The organism is Streptomyces sp. NPDC041129 (genome assembly GCF_055592265.1).
In genome coordinates, this window is sequence record NZ_JBVIYV010000004.1 from 355169 (window position 1) to 376329 (window position 21161).

The 21161-nt window shown below is 72.1% G+C and carries 20 protein-coding genes and 1 riboswitch; of the genes, 11 read left to right on the forward strand and 9 right to left on the reverse strand.

Annotation, left to right across the window (positions count from 1 at the left end):
- Nucleotides 1–11: 11 nt before the first annotated feature.
- A riboswitch (SAM riboswitch) is annotated at nucleotides 12–153 on the reverse strand.
- Between the two features lie 160 nt (nucleotides 154–313).
- On the forward strand, nucleotides 314–1285 hold the full coding sequence (locus ACZ6B1_RS17255; protein ID WP_468779164.1) for a glucosyl-3-phosphoglycerate synthase: 972 nt from the start codon (nucleotides 314–316) through the stop codon (nucleotides 1283–1285).
- Nucleotides 1286–1380: 95 nt separating this feature from the next.
- Nucleotides 1381–2799 (forward strand): alpha,alpha-trehalose-phosphate synthase (UDP-forming), encoded by a 1419-nt coding sequence (locus tag ACZ6B1_RS17260; protein WP_468779166.1) that lies wholly within the window; start codon nucleotides 1381–1383, stop codon nucleotides 2797–2799.
- A 24-nt stretch (nucleotides 2800–2823) separates the two neighbouring features.
- Here ACZ6B1_RS17260 and otsB read toward each other — a convergent pair whose 3' ends face one another.
- The 3 genes from otsB to ACZ6B1_RS17275 all read right to left on the reverse strand — a co-directional run bounded on the left by otsB (nucleotide 2824) and on the right by ACZ6B1_RS17275 (nucleotide 5256).
- Entirely contained in the window at nucleotides 2824–3657 is an 834-nt protein-coding gene (otsB, locus tag ACZ6B1_RS17265) for a trehalose-phosphatase (RefSeq protein WP_468779168.1), read from the reverse strand.
- 66 nt (nucleotides 3658–3723) lie between these two features.
- A complete protein-coding gene (locus ACZ6B1_RS17270; protein ID WP_468779170.1) occupies nucleotides 3724–3951 on the reverse strand; it encodes a DUF3263 domain-containing protein in 228 nt (75 codons plus the stop codon).
- 36 nt (nucleotides 3952–3987) lie between these two features.
- Nucleotides 3988–5256 (reverse strand): extracellular solute-binding protein, encoded by a 1269-nt coding sequence (locus tag ACZ6B1_RS17275; protein ID WP_468779401.1) that lies wholly within the window; start codon nucleotides 5254–5256, stop codon nucleotides 3988–3990.
- Nucleotides 5257–5365: 109 nt separating this feature from the next.
- Between ACZ6B1_RS17275 and ACZ6B1_RS17280 the strand changes: the two genes are divergently transcribed.
- The 3 genes from ACZ6B1_RS17280 (at nucleotide 5366) to ACZ6B1_RS17290 (ending at nucleotide 8537) form a co-directional block, all read left to right on the forward strand.
- Nucleotides 5366–6319 carry an ROK family protein gene (locus ACZ6B1_RS17280; protein WP_468779172.1) on the forward strand — a complete coding sequence of 318 codons (954 nt, stop codon included), beginning with the start codon at nucleotides 5366–5368 and terminating at the stop codon, nucleotides 6317–6319.
- Entirely contained in the window at nucleotides 6319–7488 is a 1170-nt protein-coding gene (nagA, locus tag ACZ6B1_RS17285; protein ID WP_468779174.1) for an N-acetylglucosamine-6-phosphate deacetylase, read from the forward strand. The genes ACZ6B1_RS17280 and nagA overlap by 1 nt, the downstream gene beginning before the upstream one ends.
- A gap of 119 nt (nucleotides 7489–7607) precedes the next feature.
- Nucleotides 7608–8537 (forward strand): 1-phosphofructokinase family hexose kinase, encoded by a 930-nt coding sequence (locus ACZ6B1_RS17290; protein ID WP_468779175.1) that lies wholly within the window; start codon nucleotides 7608–7610, stop codon nucleotides 8535–8537.
- Nucleotides 8538–8541: 4 nt separating this feature from the next.
- On the opposite strand, the gene ACZ6B1_RS17295 is transcribed toward ACZ6B1_RS17290, so the two are convergent.
- Entirely contained in the window at nucleotides 8542–9480 is a 939-nt protein-coding gene (locus ACZ6B1_RS17295; protein ID WP_468779177.1) for a carbohydrate-binding protein, read from the reverse strand.
- 118 nt (nucleotides 9481–9598) lie between these two features.
- Complete coding sequence (gene cdgB / locus ACZ6B1_RS17300) at nucleotides 9599–11257, reverse strand: diguanylate cyclase CdgB (RefSeq protein ID WP_468779179.1); 1659 nt, start codon at nucleotides 11255–11257, stop codon at nucleotides 9599–9601.
- A gap of 397 nt (nucleotides 11258–11654) precedes the next feature.
- On the opposite strand from cdgB, the gene ACZ6B1_RS17305 reads away from it, so the two are divergent.
- Complete coding sequence (locus ACZ6B1_RS17305) at nucleotides 11655–12173, forward strand: flavin reductase family protein (protein ID WP_468779181.1); 519 nt, start codon at nucleotides 11655–11657, stop codon at nucleotides 12171–12173.
- Nucleotides 12174–12203: 30 nt separating this feature from the next.
- On the opposite strand, the gene arfB is transcribed toward ACZ6B1_RS17305, so the two are convergent.
- Nucleotides 12204–12641 carry an alternative ribosome rescue aminoacyl-tRNA hydrolase ArfB gene (arfB, locus tag ACZ6B1_RS17310; RefSeq protein WP_468779183.1) on the reverse strand — a complete coding sequence of 146 codons (438 nt, stop codon included), beginning with the start codon at nucleotides 12639–12641 and terminating at the stop codon, nucleotides 12204–12206.
- 170 nt (nucleotides 12642–12811) lie between these two features.
- Between arfB and ACZ6B1_RS17315 the strand changes: the two genes are divergently transcribed.
- The 3 genes from ACZ6B1_RS17315 to ACZ6B1_RS17325 all read left to right on the forward strand — a co-directional run bounded on the left by ACZ6B1_RS17315 (nucleotide 12812) and on the right by ACZ6B1_RS17325 (nucleotide 16340).
- Nucleotides 12812–13387, forward strand: coding sequence for a TerD family protein (locus ACZ6B1_RS17315; protein ID WP_061918604.1), 576 nt, complete (start codon nucleotides 12812–12814; stop codon nucleotides 13385–13387).
- Nucleotides 13388–13505: 118 nt separating this feature from the next.
- Nucleotides 13506–14450 carry a bifunctional GNAT family N-acetyltransferase/NUDIX hydrolase gene (locus ACZ6B1_RS17320; RefSeq protein WP_468779185.1) on the forward strand — a complete coding sequence of 315 codons (945 nt, stop codon included), beginning with the start codon at nucleotides 13506–13508 and terminating at the stop codon, nucleotides 14448–14450.
- Between the two features lie 300 nt (nucleotides 14451–14750).
- Nucleotides 14751–16340: a M4 family metallopeptidase gene (locus ACZ6B1_RS17325; protein WP_468779403.1), complete on the forward strand. Its 1590-nt coding sequence runs from the start codon at nucleotides 14751–14753 to the stop codon at nucleotides 16338–16340.
- Between the two features lie 36 nt (nucleotides 16341–16376).
- Here ACZ6B1_RS17325 and ACZ6B1_RS17330 read toward each other — a convergent pair whose 3' ends face one another.
- Nucleotides 16377–17768: a M1 family metallopeptidase gene (locus ACZ6B1_RS17330; RefSeq protein WP_468779187.1), complete on the reverse strand. Its 1392-nt coding sequence runs from the start codon at nucleotides 17766–17768 to the stop codon at nucleotides 16377–16379.
- Between the two features lie 71 nt (nucleotides 17769–17839).
- On the opposite strand from ACZ6B1_RS17330, the gene ACZ6B1_RS17335 reads away from it, so the two are divergent.
- Complete coding sequence (locus ACZ6B1_RS17335) at nucleotides 17840–18340, forward strand: hypothetical protein (RefSeq protein WP_468779405.1); 501 nt, start codon at nucleotides 17840–17842, stop codon at nucleotides 18338–18340.
- Nucleotides 18341–18344: 4 nt separating this feature from the next.
- On the opposite strand, the gene ACZ6B1_RS17340 is transcribed toward ACZ6B1_RS17335, so the two are convergent.
- Complete coding sequence (locus tag ACZ6B1_RS17340; protein WP_468779189.1) at nucleotides 18345–19028, reverse strand: pentapeptide repeat-containing protein; 684 nt, start codon at nucleotides 19026–19028, stop codon at nucleotides 18345–18347.
- A 117-nt stretch (nucleotides 19029–19145) separates the two neighbouring features.
- Here ACZ6B1_RS17340 and ACZ6B1_RS17345 point away from each other — a divergent pair, with 117 nt between their 5' ends.
- Nucleotides 19146–20660, forward strand: a complete 1515-nt coding sequence (locus ACZ6B1_RS17345; RefSeq protein WP_468779191.1) for an MFS transporter — start codon at nucleotides 19146–19148, stop codon at nucleotides 20658–20660.
- Here the strand turns inward: ACZ6B1_RS17345 and ACZ6B1_RS17350 are convergent.
- A complete protein-coding gene (locus ACZ6B1_RS17350) occupies nucleotides 20649–21131 on the reverse strand; it encodes a GNAT family N-acetyltransferase (RefSeq protein ID WP_468779193.1) in 483 nt (160 codons plus the stop codon). The two genes, ACZ6B1_RS17345 and ACZ6B1_RS17350, sit on opposite strands and share 12 nt — an antisense overlap.
- Nucleotides 21132–21161 lie beyond the last annotated feature (30 nt).

Consider the following 21161-nt stretch of genomic DNA (forward strand, 5'->3'; position numbering starts at 1 on the left):
GAGGCCCTTTCTCCTCATCTTCCTCACGACGCATCTCGCCGTGAGACGGATTTGGCACCTTCCCTGGCCGGGAGCCTCGCGCGAAACGAGTGCGGCTCAGGGGGGTTGCCGGGGCTTCATCGGGCCGTGTCCCTCTGCCCCTCTGGATGAGCGGTATTCGGTTGTGAACGCCGGGCGACCCCCGACATGCGATGGTCATCGGCGTTGTTCAAGACTGTAACCGACGGCCGGGACAGTTGAGATAGTCGTCCGAACCGCGAGATGCATCACCCCCCTCAACAGGTGTGATCACGACAGTGAGGAGCCGCAGACCGTGCTGGAAGAAGTCGAGCGCTGGCTGGCCACCCGCTCCTGGTCCGTGGCCGACCGCCCGTTGCACGGAGTCCTGGCCGCCAAGCAGCGCACCGGGCAGTCCGTCTCCGTCGTCCTGCCCGCGCTGAACGAGGAGGAGACGGTCGGCGACATCGTCGCCGTCATCCGTCACGACCTCATGCGGCAGACTCCGCTGGTCGACGAGATCGTCGTCGTCGACTCCGGCTCCACCGACCGCACCGCGGAGGTCGCCGCCGCGGCCGGCGCCCGGGTGGTGCACCGCGACAGCGTCCTGCCGCGCATACCGGCCGTCCCCGGCAAGGGCGAGGTGCTGTGGCGCTCGCTGCTGGCGACGAGCGGGGACATCGTCTGCTTCATCGACGCCGACCTGAGGGAGTTCTCCTCCGACTTCGTCCTCGGCATCGTCGGCCCGCTGCTCACCGACCCGGACGTCGACCTGGTCAAGGCGATGTACGACCGCCCGCTCACCGTGCCCGACGGGCGCGCCTCCGGCACGGCCGCCGCAGGGCAGGGCGGCCGGGTCACCGAGCTGATGGCCCGCCCGCTGCTGAACATGCACTGGCCGCAGCTCGCCGGCTTCGTGCAGCCGCTGGGCGGGGAGTACGCGGGCCGCCGCTCGCTGCTGGAGCAGCTCCCGTTCCCGGTGGGCTACGGCGTGGAGCTGGGCATGCTGGTGGACGCGCTGCACATGGTGGGGCTGGACGCGCTGGCCCAGGTGGACGTCGGGGTGCGCAGGCACCGGCACCAGGACGGGCAGGCGCTCGGCCGGATGGCCGCGGCGATCTACCGCACCGCCCAGCTCCGGCTGGCCCGCGGCCACCTCGTGAGGCCCTCGCTCACCCAGTTCGAGCGCGGCGAGGACGGGTTCGAGCCGCGCACCTACTCGGTGGACACCGAGGAGCGGCCGCCGATGGTGGAGATCGCGGAGTACGCGCACCGCAAGGTGGCCTGAGCGGCGCGGTGAACGCGGAAGAACGGCTGTATACAGCGCCCTTCCGGGGCGGAGCGTACGTTTGAGCGTTTCCGGGCCGGGCTAGGTTGAGAATCATGGCTTCCACGCAGGGTGCTGAGGTGCTGGTCGCGTCCAACCGCGGCCCGGTTTCGTACGAGGTGCTCGAGGACGGCTCGCTGAGCGCCAGACGCGGCGGGGGAGGGCTGGTCTCGGGGCTGTCGGCCATCGGGCCGGACCACAACGCGGTGTGGGTCTGCGCCGCGCTCGGCGACGGCGACCGGGAGGCGGTACGGCGGGCGGGCGGGGGTCTGCTGCCGGCGGAGGACACCGGCGAGCAGCGGGTGCGGATGCTCGACATCGACGCGACCGTGTTCGCCGACGCCTACAACGGCATCGCCAACTCGGTGCTCTGGTTCGTCCACCACATGCTGTACCAGACCCCGCTGGAGCCGGTCCTCGACGCGGAGTTCCGCCGCCAGTGGGCCTCGTACCAGGCGTACAACCGGGCGTTCGCACAGGCGCTGGCGCAGGAGGCGGCCGAGGGAGCCGCGGTGGTCATCCAGGACTACCACCTGGCCCTCGCCCCGCGGATGCTCCGGCAGCTCCGGCCGGATCTCCGCATCGGCCACTTCTCGCACACCCCGTGGGCGCCGCCGGACTACTTCCGGCTGCTGCCCGACGACATCGCCGCCGAGCTGCTGACCGGCATCCTCGGCGCGGACCGGGCGGCGTTCCTGACCAAGCGCTGGGCGGACGCGTTCACGGACTGCTGCCACGCGGTGCTCGGCCCCGGCATCCCGTCCGGGACCCGGATCGGGGTGCACGGGCTCGGCGCGGACGCGGACTTCCTGCGCGAGCGGGCGCACCGGCCGGACGTGGACGAGCGGATGACGGCCCTGCGCGCGGAGATCGGCGAGGGGCGCCGGACCATCGTCCGGGTGGACCGCACCGAGCTGTCCAAGAACATCGTGCGCGGGCTGCTGGCGTACCGGCAGCTTCTGGACGACCGCCCCGAGTGGCGCGAGCGGGTCGTGCACATCGCGTTCGCCTACCCCTCACGGCAGGACCTCGCGGTCTACCGCGCCTACACGGCCGAGGTGCGGCGGGTCGCCGACGAGATCAACTCCCGTTACGGGACGCCCGGCTGGACGCCGGTGGTGCTGCACGTCAAGGACGACTTCGCCCGCTCGCTGGCCGCCTACCGGCTCGCGGACGTGGCCCTGGTCAACCCGATCCGGGACGGCATGAACCTGGTCGCCAAGGAGGTGCCGGTCGTCTCCGACGAGGGGTGCGCGCTGGTGCTGTCGCGGGAGGCCGGGGCGTACGAGGAGCTGGGCGAGGACGCGATCGTGGTCAACCCGTACGACGTCGTGGGGACGGCGGACGCGCTGCACGCCGCGCTGAGCATGCCCCAGGGCGAGCGGGCGGAGCGGTCCAAGCGGCTGGCCGCCGCCGCCACCGCGCTGCCGCCGGCGCAGTGGTTCCTGGACCAGCTCGGCGCGCTGACCGGCTGAGGGCCGTCGGCCCGGTGGTCCGGGTCAGCCGAGCCGCGCCGCCAGCGCGCGCAGGAGCGCGACGACGCCCTCCGGGCCGTCGACCACCAGGTCCGCCCGTTCGGCCAGTTCGGTGACCTCGGTGCTGCCGCTGCAGACCAGCAGGCCGGGGACGCCCTCGGAGCGGAGTTCCCCGACGGCCGCGAAGGCGGGCAGGTCGCCGAGGTCGTCGCCCGCGTAGAGGACGGACCCGGCGGCGGTACGGCGGACGTGGTCGAGGAGGGCGACGCCCTTGTCCATGCCGGGCGGGCGCAGTTCCAGGACCAGCCGGCCGGGTTCGACGATCAGGCCGTGCCGGGCGGCGAGTTCGGTGAGGGGGCCGCGCAGGGCCTCGAAGGCGGCTTGGGGGTCGTCGGCGCGGCGGGTGTGCACGGCGACGGCCCGGCCCTTGTCCTCGGTCCAGGTGCCGTGCCCGGCGCCGACGCGCTCCAGCAGACCGGGCAGTTCGGCGCGGACCGCGGCCACACCGGGGTGCGGCGCCGGCGCGGTGACCTCGCCGGTCGCGGCGTCCCAGCGCTCGGCGCCGTAGTGGCCGAGGACGGTGAGGTGTTCCAGGCCGGGCACGTCCGCGAAGCCGCCGTACCGCACCGCGACCTCGGCGGGCCGGCCGGTGACCACGGCGACGGAGGCCACCTCGGGGGCGAGCCCGGCCAGCGCGGGAACGGCGTCGGGGTGGGCGCGGGCCTGCTCGGGGTCGGCGACGATCGGGGCGAGGGTGCCGTCGAAGTCGAGTCCGATCACCGCCGCGCGGGGCTTGGCCAGCAGCGCGTGCAGTCCGTCGCGGCCGGCCTGGGTCGCCGGGGTCGGCAGGAGGTCCATACAGGGACAGTATCCGGCGCGGGCCCTGGTCACTCCTGGACCGTTTCCCCCGGCCGAGCCGGGAACTCAGCGCTCCGCGCGGCGGGCCTCCCGCACCCGGCGCAGCCGGTTGACCGTGACCGGGTCCGCGGCGAGCGCCCGGGCGTCGTCCAGGAGGGCGTTGAGGAGCTGGTAGTAGCGCACCGGGGCGAGACCCAGCTCCTCGCGGATGGCCCGTTCCTTCGCGCCGGGGCCGGTGAAGCCCCGGCGTTCCAGCGCGAGGATCGCCTGTTCGCGGCTGCCCAGTTCCTCCATGGGGGCAACCGTAGCGCCGGGCACCGACAGCCTGCCTCAGTTCACGTCCGCGCTGTCCGCGGCCGACGCGGTGGACTGCAGCCGGGACAGCACGTCGGCGGGGCTGGCGCCGGGGGTGACCGCCTGGCCGATGTCCTTCTTCACGGCCGCGCTGACCGAGGCCCACGAGGTCTTGCCGACCGGGTAGAGCTGGGAGAGCGGAAGCTCGTCGAGGAAGGGGCGCAGGACCTTGTCGCCGGCCGCGTCCGAGTCGGACATGGCGCTGGACGCGGAGTCGGTGACCGGCAGCAGCCCGTACTCGCGGGAGAAGGCGAGGACGTTCTTCTTCTCGTAGACGAAGTCGAGGAAGTCGCCGATCTCGCGGGCGTGCCCGTTCTGCCTGAAGCCCATCATCCAGTCCGCGACACCCATCGACGCCTTGGCCCGGCCGGTGCGGCCCGGCATCGGGACCGTGCCGAACTTCACGCCCTTCTTGGCGGCCTGCTGGATCAGCGTGGGGTGGCCGTTGAGCATGCCGACCTGGCCGTCGGCGAAGGCGGCGAAGGCGTCCGCGCGGTTCAGCTTGCCGGGGGCGACCGGACCGGTCAGGCCCTTGCCGACCAGCTCGTCCTTGAGCCAGGTGAAGGTCTCCACGTTCTTCGCGGAGTCGATGCTGTAGGCACCGATGTCGTCGGTGTAGCCGTCACCGCCGCCCAGCAGCCACTGCATGGTCTCGGCCTGGGCCTCCTCGGGACCGAGCGGCAGCGCGTAGGGGTACTTCACACCCTTGTCCTTGAGCGCGCGGGCGTCGGCCGCCAGCTCGTCCCAGGTGGTGGGCGGGGTGATGCCGGCCTGGCTGAACAGGGTCTTGTTGTAGAAGAGCACCCGGGTGGAGGCCGCGAAGGGGATGCCGTACTGCACGTGCTTCCACTGGCCGGCGTCGGAGAGCGCGGAGGGGAAGTCGGCCTGGGTGCGGATGGAGAGCAGGTCGGAGGCCTGGTACAGCTTGCCCGCGGCCGCGTAGTCGGCGTAGGCGCCGATCTGGGCCAGGTCGGGGGCGTGCCCGGCGTCGACCATCTCCTTGACCTTGCGGTCGACGTCGTTCCAGGAGTAGACGCTGACCTCGACCTTCACCCCGTGCTCGGCCTCGTACTCCTCGGCCAGCCCGTCCCAGTACTTCTTGGAGCCGTTCGCCGCCGAGTCACCGTAGTCGGCCGCGACGAGTCTGAGGGTCACGTCGGAGTCCGTGCTCCCACAGCCGCCGAGGACCGCCGTCATGCCCAGTGCGGACACAACCGCGATCGTTCCTGCCGTACGCCGACGCACCCTCAAAGCCCCAACCCTGCTGTCTGACCGTTCAATATGTGGACACATAAGGTCTACACCACGTGAGTGGACTAGACCTCTTGTGGGTCAGGGGGCCACACTGTCTCCCGTGAGACATGTCATCGCCCTGGACGTCGGCGGTACCGGGATGAAGGCCGCCCTCGTCGGAGACGACGGCGAGCTGCTGCACCGCGCCCGCCGGGCGACGGGACGCGAGCGCGGGCCGGACGCGGTGGTCGAGACGATCCTCGGCTTCGCCGCCGAACTGCGCGCGTACGGCACCGAGACCTACGGCGAGCCTGCCGCGGCGGCCGGCATCGCGGTCCCCGGCATCGTCGACGACGAGCACGGGATCGCCGTGTACGCCGCCAACCTCGGCTGGCGGGACGTCCCGCTGCGCGCCCTGCTCGCCGAGCGGCTCGGCGTCCCGGTGGCGCTCGGCCACGACGTGCGCACCGGCGGGCTCGCAGAAGGGCGGATCGGCGCGGGCAGGGGCGCCGACCGGTTCCTGTTCGTGCCGCTGGGCACCGGGATCGCCGGCGCCATCGGCGTGGACGGCCGGGTGGAGGCGGGCGCGCACGGCTTCGCCGGCGAGATCGGGCACATCGTCGTACGTCCCGGCGGCGCCCCGTGTCCCTGCGGGCAGCACGGCTGCCTGGAGCGGTACGCCTCCGCGTCCGCCGTCAGCGAGGCATGGGCAGCGGCCTGCGGGGACCCGGAGGCGGACGCGGCCGACTGCGCCAAGGCCGTCGCGTCCGGTGACCCGAACGCCGTCCGGGTGTGGCAGCAGGCGGTGGACGCGCTCGCCGACGGGCTGGTCACCGCGCTCACCCTGCTGGACCCGCGCACGCTGATCATCGGTGGCGGCCTGGCCGAGGCGGGGGAAGTGTTGTTCCAGCCGCTGCGGGACGCCGTCCGGCGCCGGGTCACCTTCCAGAAACTGCCGTCCATCGTCCCCGCCGCCCTCGGCGACACCGCCGGCTGCCTGGGCGCGGGGCTTCTCGCCCGGGATCTCCTCGACTCCACCGACCCCACGACCGACCCCTCGGAGGTAACCGCCTGATGGCTCCCAGCTTGGTTCTCGCAGGTGCTCGGGTGGTGCTGCCCACCGGGGTGGTGGACGACGGGCAGGTGACCGTGGAGGGCACCAGGATCACCGCGGCAGGCGCGCCGGACACCGGGGGCGCCACGGCCCCGGCCGGTGCCGAGGTGATCGACGTCAGCGGTCACTGGCTGGTCCCGGGGTTCGTGGACATCCACAACCACGGCGGCGGCGGGGCGTCCTTCTCCGGCTCGGCCGAGGAGATCCTCACCGCCGTCCGCACCCACCGGCGGCACGGCACCACCACGCTGGTCGCCTCCACCGTCACCGACGAGATGGACCTGCTGGTCCGGCAGGCCGGGCTGCTGAGCGAGCTGGCCGAGCAGGGCGACATCGCGGGCATCCACTTCGAGGGGCCGTTCATCTCGCCGTGCCGCAAGGGCGCGCACTCCGAGGAACTGCTGCGCGACCCGGAGCCGGCCGAGGTGCGCAAGCTGATCGACGCCGGGCGCGGCCGGGCGAGGATGGTCACGCTCGCCACGGAACTGCCGGGCGGTATCGACTCGGTGCGGCTGCTCGCCGAGCACGGGGTGATCGCGGCGGTCGGGCACACGGACGCCACCTACGAGCAGACGGTCGCGGCCGTCGACGCGGGCGCCACGGTCGCCACTCACCTCTTCAACGCCATGCCCGCCCTGGGCCACCGCTCCCCCGGCCCGATCGCCGCCCTGCTGGAGGACGAGCGGGTCACCGTCGAGCTGATCAACGACGGGACCCATCTGCACCCTGCCGCGCTGGAGCTGGCGTTCCATCACGCGGGCGCCGACCGGGTCGCGTTCATCACCGACGCGATGGACGCGGCCGGAATCGGCGACGGCCGCTACATGCTCGGCCCGCTGGAGGTCGAGGTCAGCGAGGGCGTGGCACGGCTGGTGCACGGCGGTTCGATCGCCGGCTCCACGCTGACCCTGGACCGCGCGTTCAAGCGGGCCGTGACGGTCGACGGGCTGACGGTGCGGGACGCCGTCACCGCCCTGTCCGTCAACCCGGCCCGCCTGCTGGGCCTGTCCGACCGCATCGGCTCCCTGGAGCCCGGCAAGGACGCCGACCTGGTGCTGCTGGGCGCGGACTTCGACCTCAAGGGCGTGCTGCGCCAGGGACAATGGGTCGTCGCGCCCCAACTGCCCTGATCCGTCCCGGCGTCGAGAGACGGTGACCGACCCGCGCACTGGGCCGGCCGCCGTCTCTTTGGCATGATCAGGTCCCCGCAAACCGATGGCGCGACGGACTTCGAGGGAGGTCGGACCCGGTGATCCTCACGGTCACGCTGAACACCGCTCTCGACATCACCTACCGCGTGAGGTCGCTGCGGCCGCACACCTCGCACCGGGTCTCCCAGGTCCTCGAACGGCCAGGCGGCAAGGGCGTGAACGTGGCCCGGGTGCTGGCCGCCCTCGGCCACGAGGTGACGGCCACCGGCTTCGCGGGCGGCGCCACCGGCCGGGTGCTGCGCGAACACCTCGCGGACACACCCGGGGTGACGGACGCGCTGGTGCCGATCGTCGGGGCCACCCGGCGCACCGTCGCCGTCGTCGACGAGCGGACCGGCGACACCACGCAGCTCAACGAACCGGGCCCGCAGATATCCCCGGCCGAGTGGGGCGCCTTCCAGGACCGGTACGCGCAACTGCTCGGCGGAGCCTCGGCGGTGGCGCTGTCCGGCAGCCTTCCCCCGGGCGTGCCGGTGGGCGCGTACGCGGGGCTGATACGCGCGGCCCGCGCCCACGGTGTCCCCGTGCTGCTGGACACCGGCGGGGAACCGCTGCGCCGCGGGGTGGCGGCCCGCCCCGACATCATCAAGCCGAACTCCGAGGAACTGGCCGAACTCACCGGCTCGCACGAGCCGTTGCGCGCCACCCAGGACGCCCGCCGGCGCGGCGCCCAAGCGGTGGTCGCCTCCCTCGGCCCGGAGGGCCTGCTCGCGGCCACCCCCGAGGGCCGCTGGCGCGCCACCCCACCCGCACGCATCCACGGCAACCCGACCGGCGCGGGCGACTCGGCGGTGGCGGCCCTGCTGTCGGGCCTCGTGGAACGACTCCCCTGGCCGTCCCGCCTGGCCCGCGCGGCGGCCCTCTCGGCGGCGACGGTACGGGCGCCCGGCGCGGGCGAGTTCGACCCCGGGACCTACGAGGAACTGCTGGAGCGGGTCGCGGTGACCGGGGTGGTCAGCGCGGCGTGAGCGGTCAGCTCTTGACCTGGCCCTTCTTGATCCAGAGCTGGTCCAGCAGGGCGTCGCACTTGTCGCCGGGCTGGCAGGAGATGGACACCGTGTTGTGGCCCTTGTCGAGGGTGGGCCACACGAAGGTCGTGGTCCAGCCCTTGGAGAAGTCGCCGTCGTTGGTGTGCGTGTAGTTCTTCAGCGGCATCTTGGTGGCGAACGGCTTGCCGTTGATGGTCACCGTCATCGCCTGGTCCTCGCCGACCACGCTGAAGTGCGCGAAGAGGGTGTAGGCGCCCTGCTCGGGAACGTTGTCGAAGGTCCAGGTGACGGAGGACCCGACGCTGTTCAGGCCGCCCACGTAGGTGCCGCCCGCCGCCTGGGCGCCCTTGACGTCCGAGGCCTTGGCGGCGGTGCCGGCGAGCTGGAGGGCGGCGGCGTCCGTCTTCGGCAGTTCGCCGGCCGGTGCCGAGGCGCTGTTCGACGGGCTGGGCCCGCTGCTCTGGGACTGGGCCGGGGAGGCGTCCGCCTGGTTGCCGGACTTGTCGTCGTCCGTGTTGCCGTTGATCATCGCCACACCGATGCCGATGACGACCGCGGCGACCACCGCGATCGCGCCGATCAGCAGGCCCTTGGTGTTCGGGCCGCGGCGGCCGCCGCCACCGCCGGGCGGCATGGAGTGCCTGCTCGTCGGAGCGCCGCCGGGCAGCGTCTCCGGGGCCTGGTAGTGGGCGTTCGGCCGGCCGTAGGCACCCTGCTGCGGGACCGTGGGCTGCTGCTGGCCGTAGGGGGCCTGCGGCTGGGCGTACTGGCGCTCGCCGACCGTACGCACTCTGCTGACCGAGTTCGGATAGCCGTAACCACCCGACGGCGGCTGGGCTCCTCGGGCCTGGCCGTCGGCGTACAGGTAGCCGAACGGGTCGTCGTCCTCGGGCGTGCTCGCGCCGTTGTCGCCGGGCGTCATCCCTTGGTACTCCTCAACAGGTGCGGGTGGATGCGATACGGGTGTGGAATGGCGAGCCTACCCGCTCCGACTGGGCCAAACGGGTGACTCGTATCGCATCAGCTCACTGACCTGCGATTCATCCGGCACGCCGGTGCTGTTTGGGACGAGATCTTTTCTCTACGTACATCCGTTCGTCGGCGGACTTCAGCACTTCGTCCGCCGTCATGCCGCAGTGCGCCCAGCCGATACCGAAACTCGCGCCCACCCGGACGGCCCGGTCCTCGGCGCGGATGGGCTGGATGATCTCGTTGCGCAGACGTACGGCGAGGTCCTGGGCGTCCGCCTTGCCGAGGCCGTCGGCGAGGATCACGAACTCGTCGCCGCCGAGCCGGGCGACCGTGTCACCGTCACGCACTCCGCGGGTCAGCCGCCGGGCGACCTCGATGAGCACCGCGTCGCCCGCGTTGTGGCCGAACCTGTCGTTGATCGACTTGAACCCGTCCAGGTCGCAGAAGAGGACCGCGAGGCCCTTGGTGCCGTCGTCGTGGCCGTCCTCGGGGGCGACGGTGTGGACATGGTGGTCGTAGCCGTCGAACGCCTCCACGCTCTGCGCGAAGTCGAAGCCGTGCCCGGGCGGGGCGTCGAAGGCGGGGTGGCCGTAGGCCGCGTCCAGGGACTCCAGGGCCCCGGCGTGCGACGGGCGGTGACACAGGCGCGCGGAGAGCCGGGAGCGCAGCTCGGCGGAGTTCGGCAGGCCGGTGAGGGAGTCGTGGGAGGCGCGGTGGGCGAGCTGCAGCTCGCGGCGCTTCCGCTCCTCGATGTCCTCGACATGGGTCAGCAGGAAGCGAGGCCCGTCGGCGGCGTCGGCGACCACGCTGTTGCGCAGGCTCACCCAGACGTAGCTGCCGTCGCGGCGGCCCAGGCGGAGCTCGGCCCGGCCGCCCTCGGCGGACGTCCGGAGCAGCGTGCCGATGTCCTCGGGGTGGACCAGGTCGGAGAAGGAGTAGCGGCGCATCGCGGAGGCGGGGCGGCCGAGCAGCCGGCACAGGGCGTCGTTGGTGCGCAGGATGCGGCCGTGCTGGTCGCCGCCCATCTCGGCGATGGCCATGCCGGAGGGCGCGTACTCGAAGGCCTGCCGGAAGCTCTCCTCGCTGGCCCTGAGCGCCTGCTGCTCGCGCTCGAGCCGGACCAGGGCGCGCTGCATGTTGGAACGCAGACGCGCGTTGCTGATCGCGATGGCGGCCTGGAAGGCGTACATCTGCAGGGCCTCGCGGCCCCAGGCGCCGGGGTGCCGGCCGTTGCGCGGCCGGTCGACGGATATGACGCCGAGCAGCTCGCCGGAGGAGCCGCCGCCCTGTGCCCCGGGCGTGTACATCGGGGCGAAGAGGCGGTCGGAGGGATGCCACTCGTCCTCGAAGCGCGGGGCCGGACCGTCGGTGTACCACTGCGGGACGTCGTCGTCGTCCAGCACCCAGCCCTCGGTGTGGGGTATGAACACGAGGTCACCCCACTGTTCGCCCATGCTCAGCCGCCGGTCCCAGGAGTCGCGGGAGCCGACCCGGCCGGTGATCAGGGCCTCGGCGGCGGAGTTGCCGGAGAAGGCGGCGATGACGAGATCCCCGTCGGGGCGCACGAGGTTGACGCACGCAAGCTCGTACCCGAGAGCGCTGACCGCGCCGTCGGCGACCGTCTGCAGCGTGTCCGCCAGGCTGCGTGCCGTGTTCATGTCGGCCATGACCTGGTGCAGCTGCCGCAGGGACGCAAGGCGGACATACGGTTCCGACTCGGTCTCCATGCTCGCCCTCCCCCCGAGACCTCGCAGCGAATCAAGGGTTGTCGTCGGCGCTTCCTTACAGTGCGTCCCGTCGTCTCTCAGTGGTCTCCAGCCACTGAATCACAGCGCGCTGCCCACTCGGTACACAGGGTCAACAATATCTGTCCCTTGTGACTCAAGTCACAGGGGAACGTGAACAATTGAGTGGAGTTTCTGCGTTTTCCCTGTGCGTTTACTGAACGCAAGTTTTGTCGTCGTGTGCACATGATGCACGAACCGTCACCTCGTGGTCCCCCGGTCCTAGGACCCGGATAGGGCCAGGGCCCGATGCGGCCCGTCCGGGGCGGAGATTAGCGTTCATGGCGTGCTGAACACCTCCTCCCCCACCGCCGCAGCAGTCACCGGGCATGCTGAGGGGGTGAGCAACGACGAGTTCCGGGCCGCCATGTCCCGGCTGGCCGCGGGCGTGGTCCTGGTGACCGCGCAGGAACCGCCGCTGGACCCCGACGACCCGGCCGCGCCGGTCGGCGAGGACGTCGGCATGACCGCGACCGCCTTCATGTCCGTCTCGCTGGACCCGCCGCTGGTGATGGTCAGCCTGCGCGAGGGCTCGCGCATGGACGACCTGCTCGACGAACAGCCCCTGTGGGCGGTCTCGGTGCTCGCCGACAACCAGCGCCACATCGCCGGGCGCTTCGCCATGAAGGGCCGGATCAGCGACCGGCTGCTCTTCCAGGACCTGCCGCGGGTGCGCGGTGAGGTCACCGGCGCCCCAATGGTGGGCGGCGCGCTGGCCACCCTGGAGTGCCGCACCGAGCAGCGGGTGGCGGCAGGCGACCACACCCTCGTCATCGGCCGGGTGCTGACCGCACGGGCGCCGGGCACGGAGGGCGGCCCGCTGATGTACTTCCGCGGCCGGTACCGGCAGTTGGGCTGACGGCCACCGGAACCGGAGGAACCGGGGTGCCTAACCCCAGTCCCGCCCGGAGCGGCCGCGCTTCCTCTCCGAGCGCTGCTTCTTCTCGCGCAGCCGGCGCTCGTTGATGCCGCGGGGGATGCGGGTGGGGCGGCGGGGCTTGGGCGGGGGTGCGGTGGCCTCGGCGAGCAGGGCGGCGAGGCGTACGGCGGCGGCCTCGCGGTTGCGCCACTGGGAACGGTGCTCGGAGGACCGTACGACGACCACGCCGTCCACCAGCCGCCCGGCCAACCGGCGCAGCGCCCGGTCCTTCCACACCGGCGGCAGCGCCTCGGTGCGCGCCAGGTCGAAGCGCAGCTCGACCTGCGAGTCGCTGGTGTTGACGTGCTGCCCGCCCGGCCCGGAGGACCTCGAGAAACGCCACATCAGCTCGGCCTCGGGCAGCGAGACCGAACCGCGGATGACATGGGGACCGGACATGCCTCCCATGTTCCCGGCCCGACCGGTCCCACGTCACCCGGTTTTAGCCGGTGACGGCCACATGGGTAAAAAAGGTAAAGGGACCCGGAACCACCGGTACCCCCCTCGACGTTCTCCCCGGTGACGGTAGCTTCGTCGGCACAGATGCGCACGAATAACTAGGGAAGGGACTCCCAATCATGGCTGTAAGCCTGTCCAAGGGTGGCAACGTCTCGCTCACCAAGGAGGCTCCGGGCCTGACCGCCGTCACCGTGGGCCTCGGCTGGGACGTCCGCACCACCACCGGCACGGACTTCGACCTGGACGCCTCCGCCATCGCGGTCAACACGCAGGGCAAGGTCTACTCGGACGCCCACTTCGTCTTCTTCAACAACAAGCAGACGCCGGACAACTCCATCGTCCACACCGGTGACAACCGCACCGGCGAGGGCGCCGGCGACGACGAGGCGATCAACGTCAACCTGGCCGCCCTCCCGGCCGACGTCGACAAGATCGTCTTCCCGGTCTCCATCTACGACGCCGAGAACCGCGGCCAGAACTTCGGCCAGGTCCGCAACGCCTACATCCGCATCGTCAACCAGGCCGGCGGCGCCGAGATCGCCCGCTACGACCTCTCCGAGGACGCAGCCACCGAGACGGCCATGGTCTTCGGCGAGCTGTACCGCAACGGCGCGGAGTGGAAGTTCCGCGCGGTGGGCCAGGGTTACGCCTCGGGCCTGGTGGGCATCGCCCAGGACTTCGGTGTGAACGTCTGACGTACAGCGCGTCGAGCGGAAGCCCCCGGCCCGCGGGGCAGGGGGCTTTCCCGCCCCCGCCCGCGGGCACCCCGAAATCCGCCGGAGGCTCCGGCACCCCGCGCGATACGTTGCCCACGTGATCCTCGAAGCCCTCGCCCTCACCGCCGATCATGACCTCCCAGCCCCGCTGCTCACCGAGCTGACGGCGCTCTACGCCTCCAACCGCGCCTTCCACGCGCTCAGCGGCGACTTCCCCGACCCGGACGACGTCCGGGCCGAACAGGTGGCGGCGGCGCTGGCCGACGAGCTGGCCCAGCCGGGCGCCGAGGTGCTGCTGGCCCGGTCCGAGGGGTGCCTGGTCGCGATCGTGATCACACTGGCCCGGCACCCCGACCCGGCCGACCCCGATCCGTGGATCGGGCTGCTGATGGTGAACGCGGCCGAACAGGGCAAGGGACACGGCCGCCGGGTCGCCACGGCGGTCGAGGAGCGTTTCCGCGCCGCCGGCCGCCGGGCCGTGCGCCTCGCCGTCCTGGAGAACAACCCCGGAGCGCTGGCCTTCTGGACCGCCCTCGGTTACGAGGTCGTCGGCCACCGCCCCGACCGCGCCCTCGGCCGCCCCTGCGCCGTACTGCGCAAGGTGCTGCGGACACCCCGGCAGGCCGCCCGGGTCGCCGTCGTGGACCCCGGCGGCGCGGTACTGCTCTTCCGGTACGACAACGTCGAGGTCGGCGTCCACTGGGCACTGCCCGGCGGCGGGCTGGAGCCGGGCGAGGCCCCGCGCGAGGGCGCCCTGCGGGAACTGGCCGAGGAGACCGGCTGGACCGACCTGCTGCCGGGCCCGCTGCTGTGCACCTGGGAACACGACTTCACGCACACCGGCGTCCCCGTCCACCAGCACGAGCACGTCTACGTCACTCACGGGCCGCACCGCGAGCCGGCCGGCCCCGATCTGGCCGCCGCGCACGCCGCCGACGGCATCCTCACCTGGCGCTGGTGGAGCAGGCGGGAACTGGCCGAGGAGCCGGAGCCGGTCTGGCCGCCCGGCCTCGCCCGGCTGCTGGACGAGTGGGAGGGCTGAGGGCGCGGTGGACCGGCCGGCCCGCGAGGTGTGACGCCGGAGCCCTCAAATTCGCTTGACAGATGACGAGTTGAGCACTCGGCGCCTGTCCGGATAACGGTTCCCAAGGAACGGCATTCGGATACGAACACGTAAAGTCTTGTCGGCGCTCTGTCAAACAAGGCCCTAACGGTGTCACTCTCTCCGCACCCGCCGCAGCTTGTACGTCCCCTGTGCCCCAACTGTGTCTCCGGCCCCACCGGAGGCCGGCCATAAGGAGATCGAGTGACACAGCACCCCCGCGCCTCCCGCAGGACCGCCATGCGCGCCGCCGCGCTGGCCGGCTCGGCGGCGATGGTCGTCCTCGCGCTGCAGAACGGCTCCGCCACCGCCGCCCCCACGCACACCCCCGGCGCCACGGCCGTCCCGCTCAGCGCCCCGGCGCGCGCCGCCGCCATCGAGACGGCCCAGCGGCACGCCGGTGCCGCGGCCCGCGAACTCGGTCTCGGCGCCAAGGAGAAGCTGGTCGTCCGGGACGTGGTCAAGGACGCCGACGGCTCCGTCCACACCCGCTACGAGCGCACCTACGCGGGTCTTCCCGTGCTGGGCGGCGACCTGGTCACCCACGTGGCGAAGAACGGCTCGCTCAAGGGCGTCAGCAAGGCGGCCAAGGCCCGCATATCCGTGCCGACCACCACCGCCGCCGTGTCCGCCACGAGCGCGAAGAAGACCGCTCTCAAGGCCGCCGACACCGCCAAGGCCACCGCTTCGTCCTCCCGCAAGGTGGTCTGGGCGGCCGGCGCCAAGCCGGTCCTCGCCTACGAGTCCGTCGTCAAGGGCCTCCAGCACGACGGCACCCCGAGCGAGCTGCACGTCGTCACCGACGCCCGGACCGGCAAGAAGATCTACTCCTATGAGGCGGTCGACACCGGCACGGGCACCAGCCAGTACAGCGGCACGGTCACCATCGGCACCACCGCCTCCGCCTCCGGCGGCTACGACCTGATCGACGGCGGCCGCGGCGGCCACAAGACCTACGACCTGAACGGCGGCACCAACGGCACCGGCGCCCTCTTCCACGACGCCGACGACGTCTGGGGCAACGGCACCGTCTCCAACCGCCAGACCGCCGCCGTGGACGCCGCCTACGGCGCCGCCGTCACCTGGGACTTCTACAAGTCCGCGTTCAACCGCAACGGCATCGCGGGCGACGGCAAGGCCGCCTACTCCCGCGTCCACTACGGCAACGCCTACGTCAACGCCTTCTGGGACGACAGCTGCTTCTGCATGACGTACGGCGACGGCGCGGGCAACGCCGACCCGCTGACCTCGCTCGACGTGGCCGGCCACGAGATGAGCCACGGTCTGACCGCGGCCACGGCGAAGCTCAACTACCGGGGCGAGTCCGGCGGCCTGAACGAGGCCACCTCGGACATCCTCGGCACCGCGGTGGAGTTCTTCGCGAACAACTCCTCCGACACCGGTGACTACCTCATCGGCGAGAAGATCGACATCAACGGCGACGGCACCCCGCTGCGCTACATGGACAAGCCCAGCAAGGACGGCGGCTCCGCCGACTACTGGTCGAAGTCCGTCGGCCGCCTGGACGTGCACTACTCGTCCGGTGTCGCCAACCACTTCTTCTACCTGCTGTCCGAGGGCAGCGGCGCGAAGACCATCAACGGGGTGTCCTACAACTCCCCGACGTACAACGGCTCGACGGTCACCGGCATCGGCCGGGACAAGGCGGTCCAGATCTGGTACAAGGCCCTGAGCACGTACTTCACCTCGACCACCAACTACGCGGGCGCCCGCACCGGCACCCTGCAGGCCGCGGCCGCCCTGTACGGCTCGGGCAGCGCGGAGTACAACGCGGTGGCGGCCGCCTGGAAGGCGGTCAACGTCAACTAGTCCCGCCAAGCGGGTTTCCGGCAGCCGGGCCGTCCGTCACGGACGGTCCGGCTTGCCGTCTCCGTACAGCCAGTCCTTCCAGATCCCGCCGAAGTCCTCGTCCGGGGCCTTCTTCTCCACGTACGCGGTGAACTCGGCGGTGTCGGCGGTGCCGTGGCGGTGGGCGGCGGCCCAGCCCTTGAGGATGTCGTGGAAGGTGTCGTCGCCGACCTTCTGGCGGATCTTCTGCAGCACCATCGCGCCGCGTTCGTAGACCGGGCTGTCGGAGATGTGCGCGGCGTCGGACGGCCTGGCCGGCGGAAAGTCCCAGACGGCGTCGTCGTCTCCGTCGTACAGGTCGGTGAAGGTCTGCTGGGCGCTCTTGCCGCCGTGGTCCTCCTGGTACAGCCACTCCGCGTACGTCGCGAAGCCCTCGTTGAGCCACATGTCCCGCCAGCTCCTCGGGGTGACCGAGTCGCCGTACCACTGGTGGGCGAGTTCGTGGACGAGCGTGCCGGTCTCGGGGGCGCCGGGGAAAACGGGGCGGGTCTGGGTCTCCAGGGCGTACCTGACGTCGCCCGGGCGGTCGACGACCGCTCCGGCGGAGGAGAACGGGTACGGCCCGAAGTTGTACTCCTCCCAGTCGAGGATCTCCGGGATCTTCGCCAGGACGTCCTTGCTCGCCTTCGCCTGGCCGGGGTCCACGGCGGTGAGGACGGGCAGGCCGTGCGGCCCGGTGCCGCGGCCGATGTCGTAGTGGCCGACGGCGACGGCGGCCACGTAGCTCGCCATCGGCTGGGCGGTGTGCCAGGAGTACGTCGTCCGGCCGCCCTTGCTGGTCCGGCGGGTCAGCTCCCCGTTGGAGACGGCCTGCAGGCCCTCGGGGACGGTGACCGTGATGTCGTAGGCAGCCTTGTCCGAGGGATGGTGGTTGCCGGGGAACCACGCCATCGAGCCGACCGGCTCGCCGAGGCCGAGCGCGCCGTCGGCGGTGGGCAGCCAGCCCTCCCTGGAGCCGTCGGGGTCGGTGAGGGTCCGCGGGGTGCCGGAGTAACGGACGGTGGCGGTGAAGGTCTCGCCGTCGCGGAGGTCGTCGTGGGGGCGGACGGTGAGTTCCTGGCCCGCGCGGTTCCAGCGGGCGTCCTCGCCCTCGACGGTGACCGAGCCGACGTCCAGTCCGTCGAGGTCGAGGTCGAATGCGGTCAGGTCCTGGGTGGCGCGGGCGGTGATCACGGCCCGGCCGGTGAGCCTGCGGGTGGCCGGGGTGTAGCCGAGGGTCAGGGCGTAGTGGGTGACGTCGTAGCCGCCGTTGCCCGCCTTCGGGAAGTAGGGGTCGTGCACGCCCGAGCCGCCCGGAGTGCCGCGTACTCCGCCGCCGCACGCGGTGCCGGTGAGCGTGAGCGCCAGGAGGGCCGCGACGGCCGGGACAAGGCGTGCGGATCTGGACATGACAGTGATCCTACGGCGGCGGCGCGCACCGGGGCGGGGGTGCCGTGGCGGGGCGTGACACCATCTCCTGCGTGCTCGACATCGGCTACGCCCTCTCCAACCGCTTCCCGGACCCGCCGCAGACCGACTACCGCCACGCGGACGTCCACGCGCTGCGGCACGACCTGTTCTGCGGGGACGTCTATCTCGCGGACACGAATTCGGACCGCGAGCTGTCCACAGCCTGGGGATGGGTGCCGGTGCTGGACTTCGCGTGGGCGCTGTGCGACATCGTGGAGCGGCTGGACCGGGACCCGATGGGCTCGCGTGCCTCCCGGCCGCAGCAGGCGGAGCTGGACTTCACCGAGTCCACCGACCGGATGCTCTTCGAGCGCCGCTTCGGCTGGGTGGACATCGAGGCCGACTGGATGCCGGCCGAGGAGGCCCCGCTGTCCTTCTCCCACTCCGAACTGCGCCGGGAGTCCCGCGACTTCCTGCACGACCTGATCGCCGACCTGAGCGATCTTCACGAGGACCTGTCGGAGAACCCGGCGATCTGGACCCTGCAGGCCCGCTTCCCCCGCGTGGCCTGAGCCCTCAGTCCTCCACCCTGATCCCCAGCTCACCGGCCAGCACCGGCGCCAGGTCCAGCAGCTGCCCCGTGCTGATCACCGCCCCCGCCAGCCGGTCCAGACCCCGGACGATCTCCAGCGGGGCGGCCCCGCGCAGGTCGACGTCCCTGAGGGTCGCGCCGCCGAAGTCGGCCTCCTTCAGGGCACAGCCGGTGAACTCCACCCGTTCCAGGCGGGCCCCGGCGAAGTCCGGCTCGACCAGGACGCAGGAGTCGAAGACCACGTCCCTGAGCCGGGCCTCGCGGAGATTGAGGAAGTCGATCTTGCCGCCGCGGATCACGACCCGCTCCAGCACGGCGCCGTGCAACTGGGTGCCGCCCAGCCGGGGATCGAGCAGCTCCACATCCCGGAACGTGGCCTCGGCGAGGTCGGTGCCGACGCCCCGCAGGCCGCGCAGGACCGAGTCCAGCACGCGCGCGCGGCGCAGCACCGCCTCGTCCACCGCGCAGTCCGTCAGCGCGCAGTCCATGAAGCGGGCGCCTGCGCCGTCCTGCCCGGCCAGGTCCGCCGCCCGGAACTCCAGTCCGTCGTAGTCCCCGTCCGGCTCCAGTTCGCCGCCGGTCCAGGGCTCAAGGGGCGGCAGCCGCACCTCCGGCCGCCGCGCGCCCTTCACCCGTGTTCCGTCCGCGCCCGTGGGTCTCCTCGCCATGCCCCCATGCTGCCCCGTGCCACTGACAATCGGGCTGACCTGGGGGAACCGGTCCCATGCGGTGGGACCCCGGCACACCCGGATGCGATACCCACCGATTCATGGTGTTCTGACCAGATGAATATCGGCCGAAAGGGTGAGGCCCCGCCGGCGTCCGCCGGCGCCGGGCAAGCCGATCCCCACCGCTGGTGGGGCCTGGTCGTCATCGCCCTCGCCCAGCTGATGGTGGTCCTGGACGCGACGATCGTGAACATCGCGCTGCCCTCGGCCCAGCACGACCTGCACATGTCCGACGCCAACCGGCAGTGGGTGATCACCGCCTACACGCTGGCCTTCGGCGGACTCCTGCTGCTGGGCGGCCGGATCGCCGACCTCGTGGGCCGGAAACGCACCTTCGTCATCGGGCTCATCGGCTTCGCGGCCGCCTCCGCGCTCGGCGGAGCGGCCACCAGCTCCGGAATGCTGTTCGGCGCCCGCGCCCTGCAGGGCGTCTTCGCCGCCCTGCTCGCGCCCTCCGCGCTGAGCCTGCTGACCACGACCTTCACCGACCCGCACGAGCGCGGCAAGGCCTTCGGCATCTACGGCGCCCTGGCCGGCAGCGGCTCGGCCATCGGGTTCATCGTCGGCGGCCTGCTCACCGAGTACCTGAACTGGCGCTGGTGCCTGTACGTCAACGTGCCCATCGCCGTCGTCGCGGTGCTCGGCGCCTTCGCCCTGCTGCACGACCGCCCAGGACATCGCGGGGCCCGGCTCGACGTGCCCGGCGTGCTGCTCGGCTGCGGCGGACTCGTCGCGATCGTCTACGGCTTCGCCGAGGCCGAGCCGCGTGGCTGGACCGACCCGCTGGTGATCGCCCTGTTCGCGTCCGGCGCGGCGCTGCTCGCGGTGTTCGTCTGGTGGCAGGCCCGGGCGCCGAGCCCGCTGCTCCCGCTGCACATCGTCAGGGACCGCAACCGCGCGGGCTGCTTCCTGACCATGATGCTCGCGGTGATCGGCATGTTCGGGTTGTTCCTGTTCATGACCTACTACCTGCAGGTCATCCTCGGCTACTCGCCGGTCCGGGCGGGCCTGGCCTTCCTGCCGCTGACCGCCGCGATCATCATCGGCTCCACCCAGATATCGGCCCGGCTGCTGCAACGTGTGGCTCCGCGCCTGCTCATGGTGCCCGGCATGCTGCTGGCCGCGTCCGGGCTGCTGCTCCTGACCCGGATGACCGTCGGCTCCTCCTACACCGGCGAGATCCTGCCCGCGCTGATCCTGATGGGCCTCGGCATGGGCCTGACCTTCATGCCGGTGTTCGCCACCGCCACCGCCGGTGTGGCCCCGCGCGACGCCGGCGTCACCTCGGCGACCGTCAACACCTCCCAGCAGGTGGGCGGCTCGATCGGCACGGCCCTGCTCAACACGATCGCCACCACGAGCAGCGCCGCCTACGTCACCGCCCACCTGCGCGGCCCGGCCTCCAAGGCCGCGGTCGTCCCGGCGGGCGTGGTGCACGGCTACACGGTCGCGATCGCGTGGGCGGCGGGCGTGATGCTGCTGGCCGGCCTGGTGGCGGGCCTGATGGTGACGGCCAGGGCCCCGGGCCACGGGGCACCGGCCGAGACACCGGTGCCGGAGTCAGTGGGCTGAGCCGCCCAGTTCCGCCAGCGCTCCGTCGGTGAGCCGGTACACCGTCCACTCGTCCTGCGGGCGGGCGCCGAGGGCCTCGTAGAAGCCGATCGCGGGCCGGTTCCAGTCGAGCACCGACCACTCCAGGCGCTCGTAGCCGCGCTCCACGCAGATGCGCGCCAACTCGGTCAGCAGCGCCCGGCCGTGCCCGCCGCCCCGGGCGGAGGGGCGGACGTAGAGATCCTCCAGGTAGACGCCGTGCACACCGCGCCAGGTGGAGAAGTTCAGGAACCACAGCGCGAAGCCGACGCTCTCCCCGGTCCCGTCGTCCACGGCCATGTGCGCGAACGCCGCCGGCCGCTCCCCGAACAGCGCCTCACGCAACTGCTCCTCGGTCGCCCGCGCCTCCTGCGGGGCCTTCTCGTACTCGGCCAGCTCACGGATCAGGGCGTGGATGACGGGGACGTCGGCGGGGGTCGCGGAGCGAATCATGAGGGTGAGGCCAACCGGGCGCGTCCGGCC

Bases quoted from the DNA above. Each gene is read 5' to 3' on its own strand.
- ACZ6B1_RS17260 (WP_468779166.1), top strand. From the start codon at position 1,381: ATGGCTTCCACGCAGGGTGCTGAGGTGCTGGTCGCGTCCAACCGCGGC.
- otsB (WP_468779168.1), bottom strand. From the start codon at position 3,657: ATGGACCTCCTGCCGACCCCGGCGACCCAGGCCGGCCGCGACGGACTG.
- ACZ6B1_RS17270 (WP_468779170.1), bottom strand. From the start codon at position 3,951: ATGGAGGAACTGGGCAGCCGCGAACAGGCGATCCTCGCGCTGGAACGC.
- nagA (WP_468779174.1), top strand. From the start codon at position 6,319: ATGGCTCCCAGCTTGGTTCTCGCAGGTGCTCGGGTGGTGCTGCCCACC.
- ACZ6B1_RS17295 (WP_468779177.1), bottom strand. From the start codon at position 9,480: ATGACGCCCGGCGACAACGGCGCGAGCACGCCCGAGGACGACGACCCG.
- cdgB (WP_468779179.1), bottom strand. From the start codon at position 11,257: ATGGAGACCGAGTCGGAACCGTATGTCCGCCTTGCGTCCCTGCGGCAG.
- arfB (WP_468779183.1), bottom strand. From the start codon at position 12,641: ATGGGAGGCATGTCCGGTCCCCATGTCATCCGCGGTTCGGTCTCGCTG.
- ACZ6B1_RS17315 (WP_061918604.1), top strand. From the start codon at position 12,812: ATGGCTGTAAGCCTGTCCAAGGGTGGCAACGTCTCGCTCACCAAGGAG.
- ACZ6B1_RS17325 (WP_468779403.1), top strand. From the start codon at position 14,751: ATGCGCGCCGCCGCGCTGGCCGGCTCGGCGGCGATGGTCGTCCTCGCG.
- ACZ6B1_RS17330 (WP_468779187.1), bottom strand. From the start codon at position 17,768: ATGTCCAGATCCGCACGCCTTGTCCCGGCCGTCGCGGCCCTCCTGGCG.
- ACZ6B1_RS17340 (WP_468779189.1), bottom strand. From the start codon at position 19,028: ATGGCGAGGAGACCCACGGGCGCGGACGGAACACGGGTGAAGGGCGCG.
- ACZ6B1_RS17345 (WP_468779191.1), top strand. From the start codon at position 19,146: ATGAATATCGGCCGAAAGGGTGAGGCCCCGCCGGCGTCCGCCGGCGCC.
- ACZ6B1_RS17350 (WP_468779193.1), bottom strand. From the start codon at position 21,131: ATGATTCGCTCCGCGACCCCCGCCGACGTCCCCGTCATCCACGCCCTG.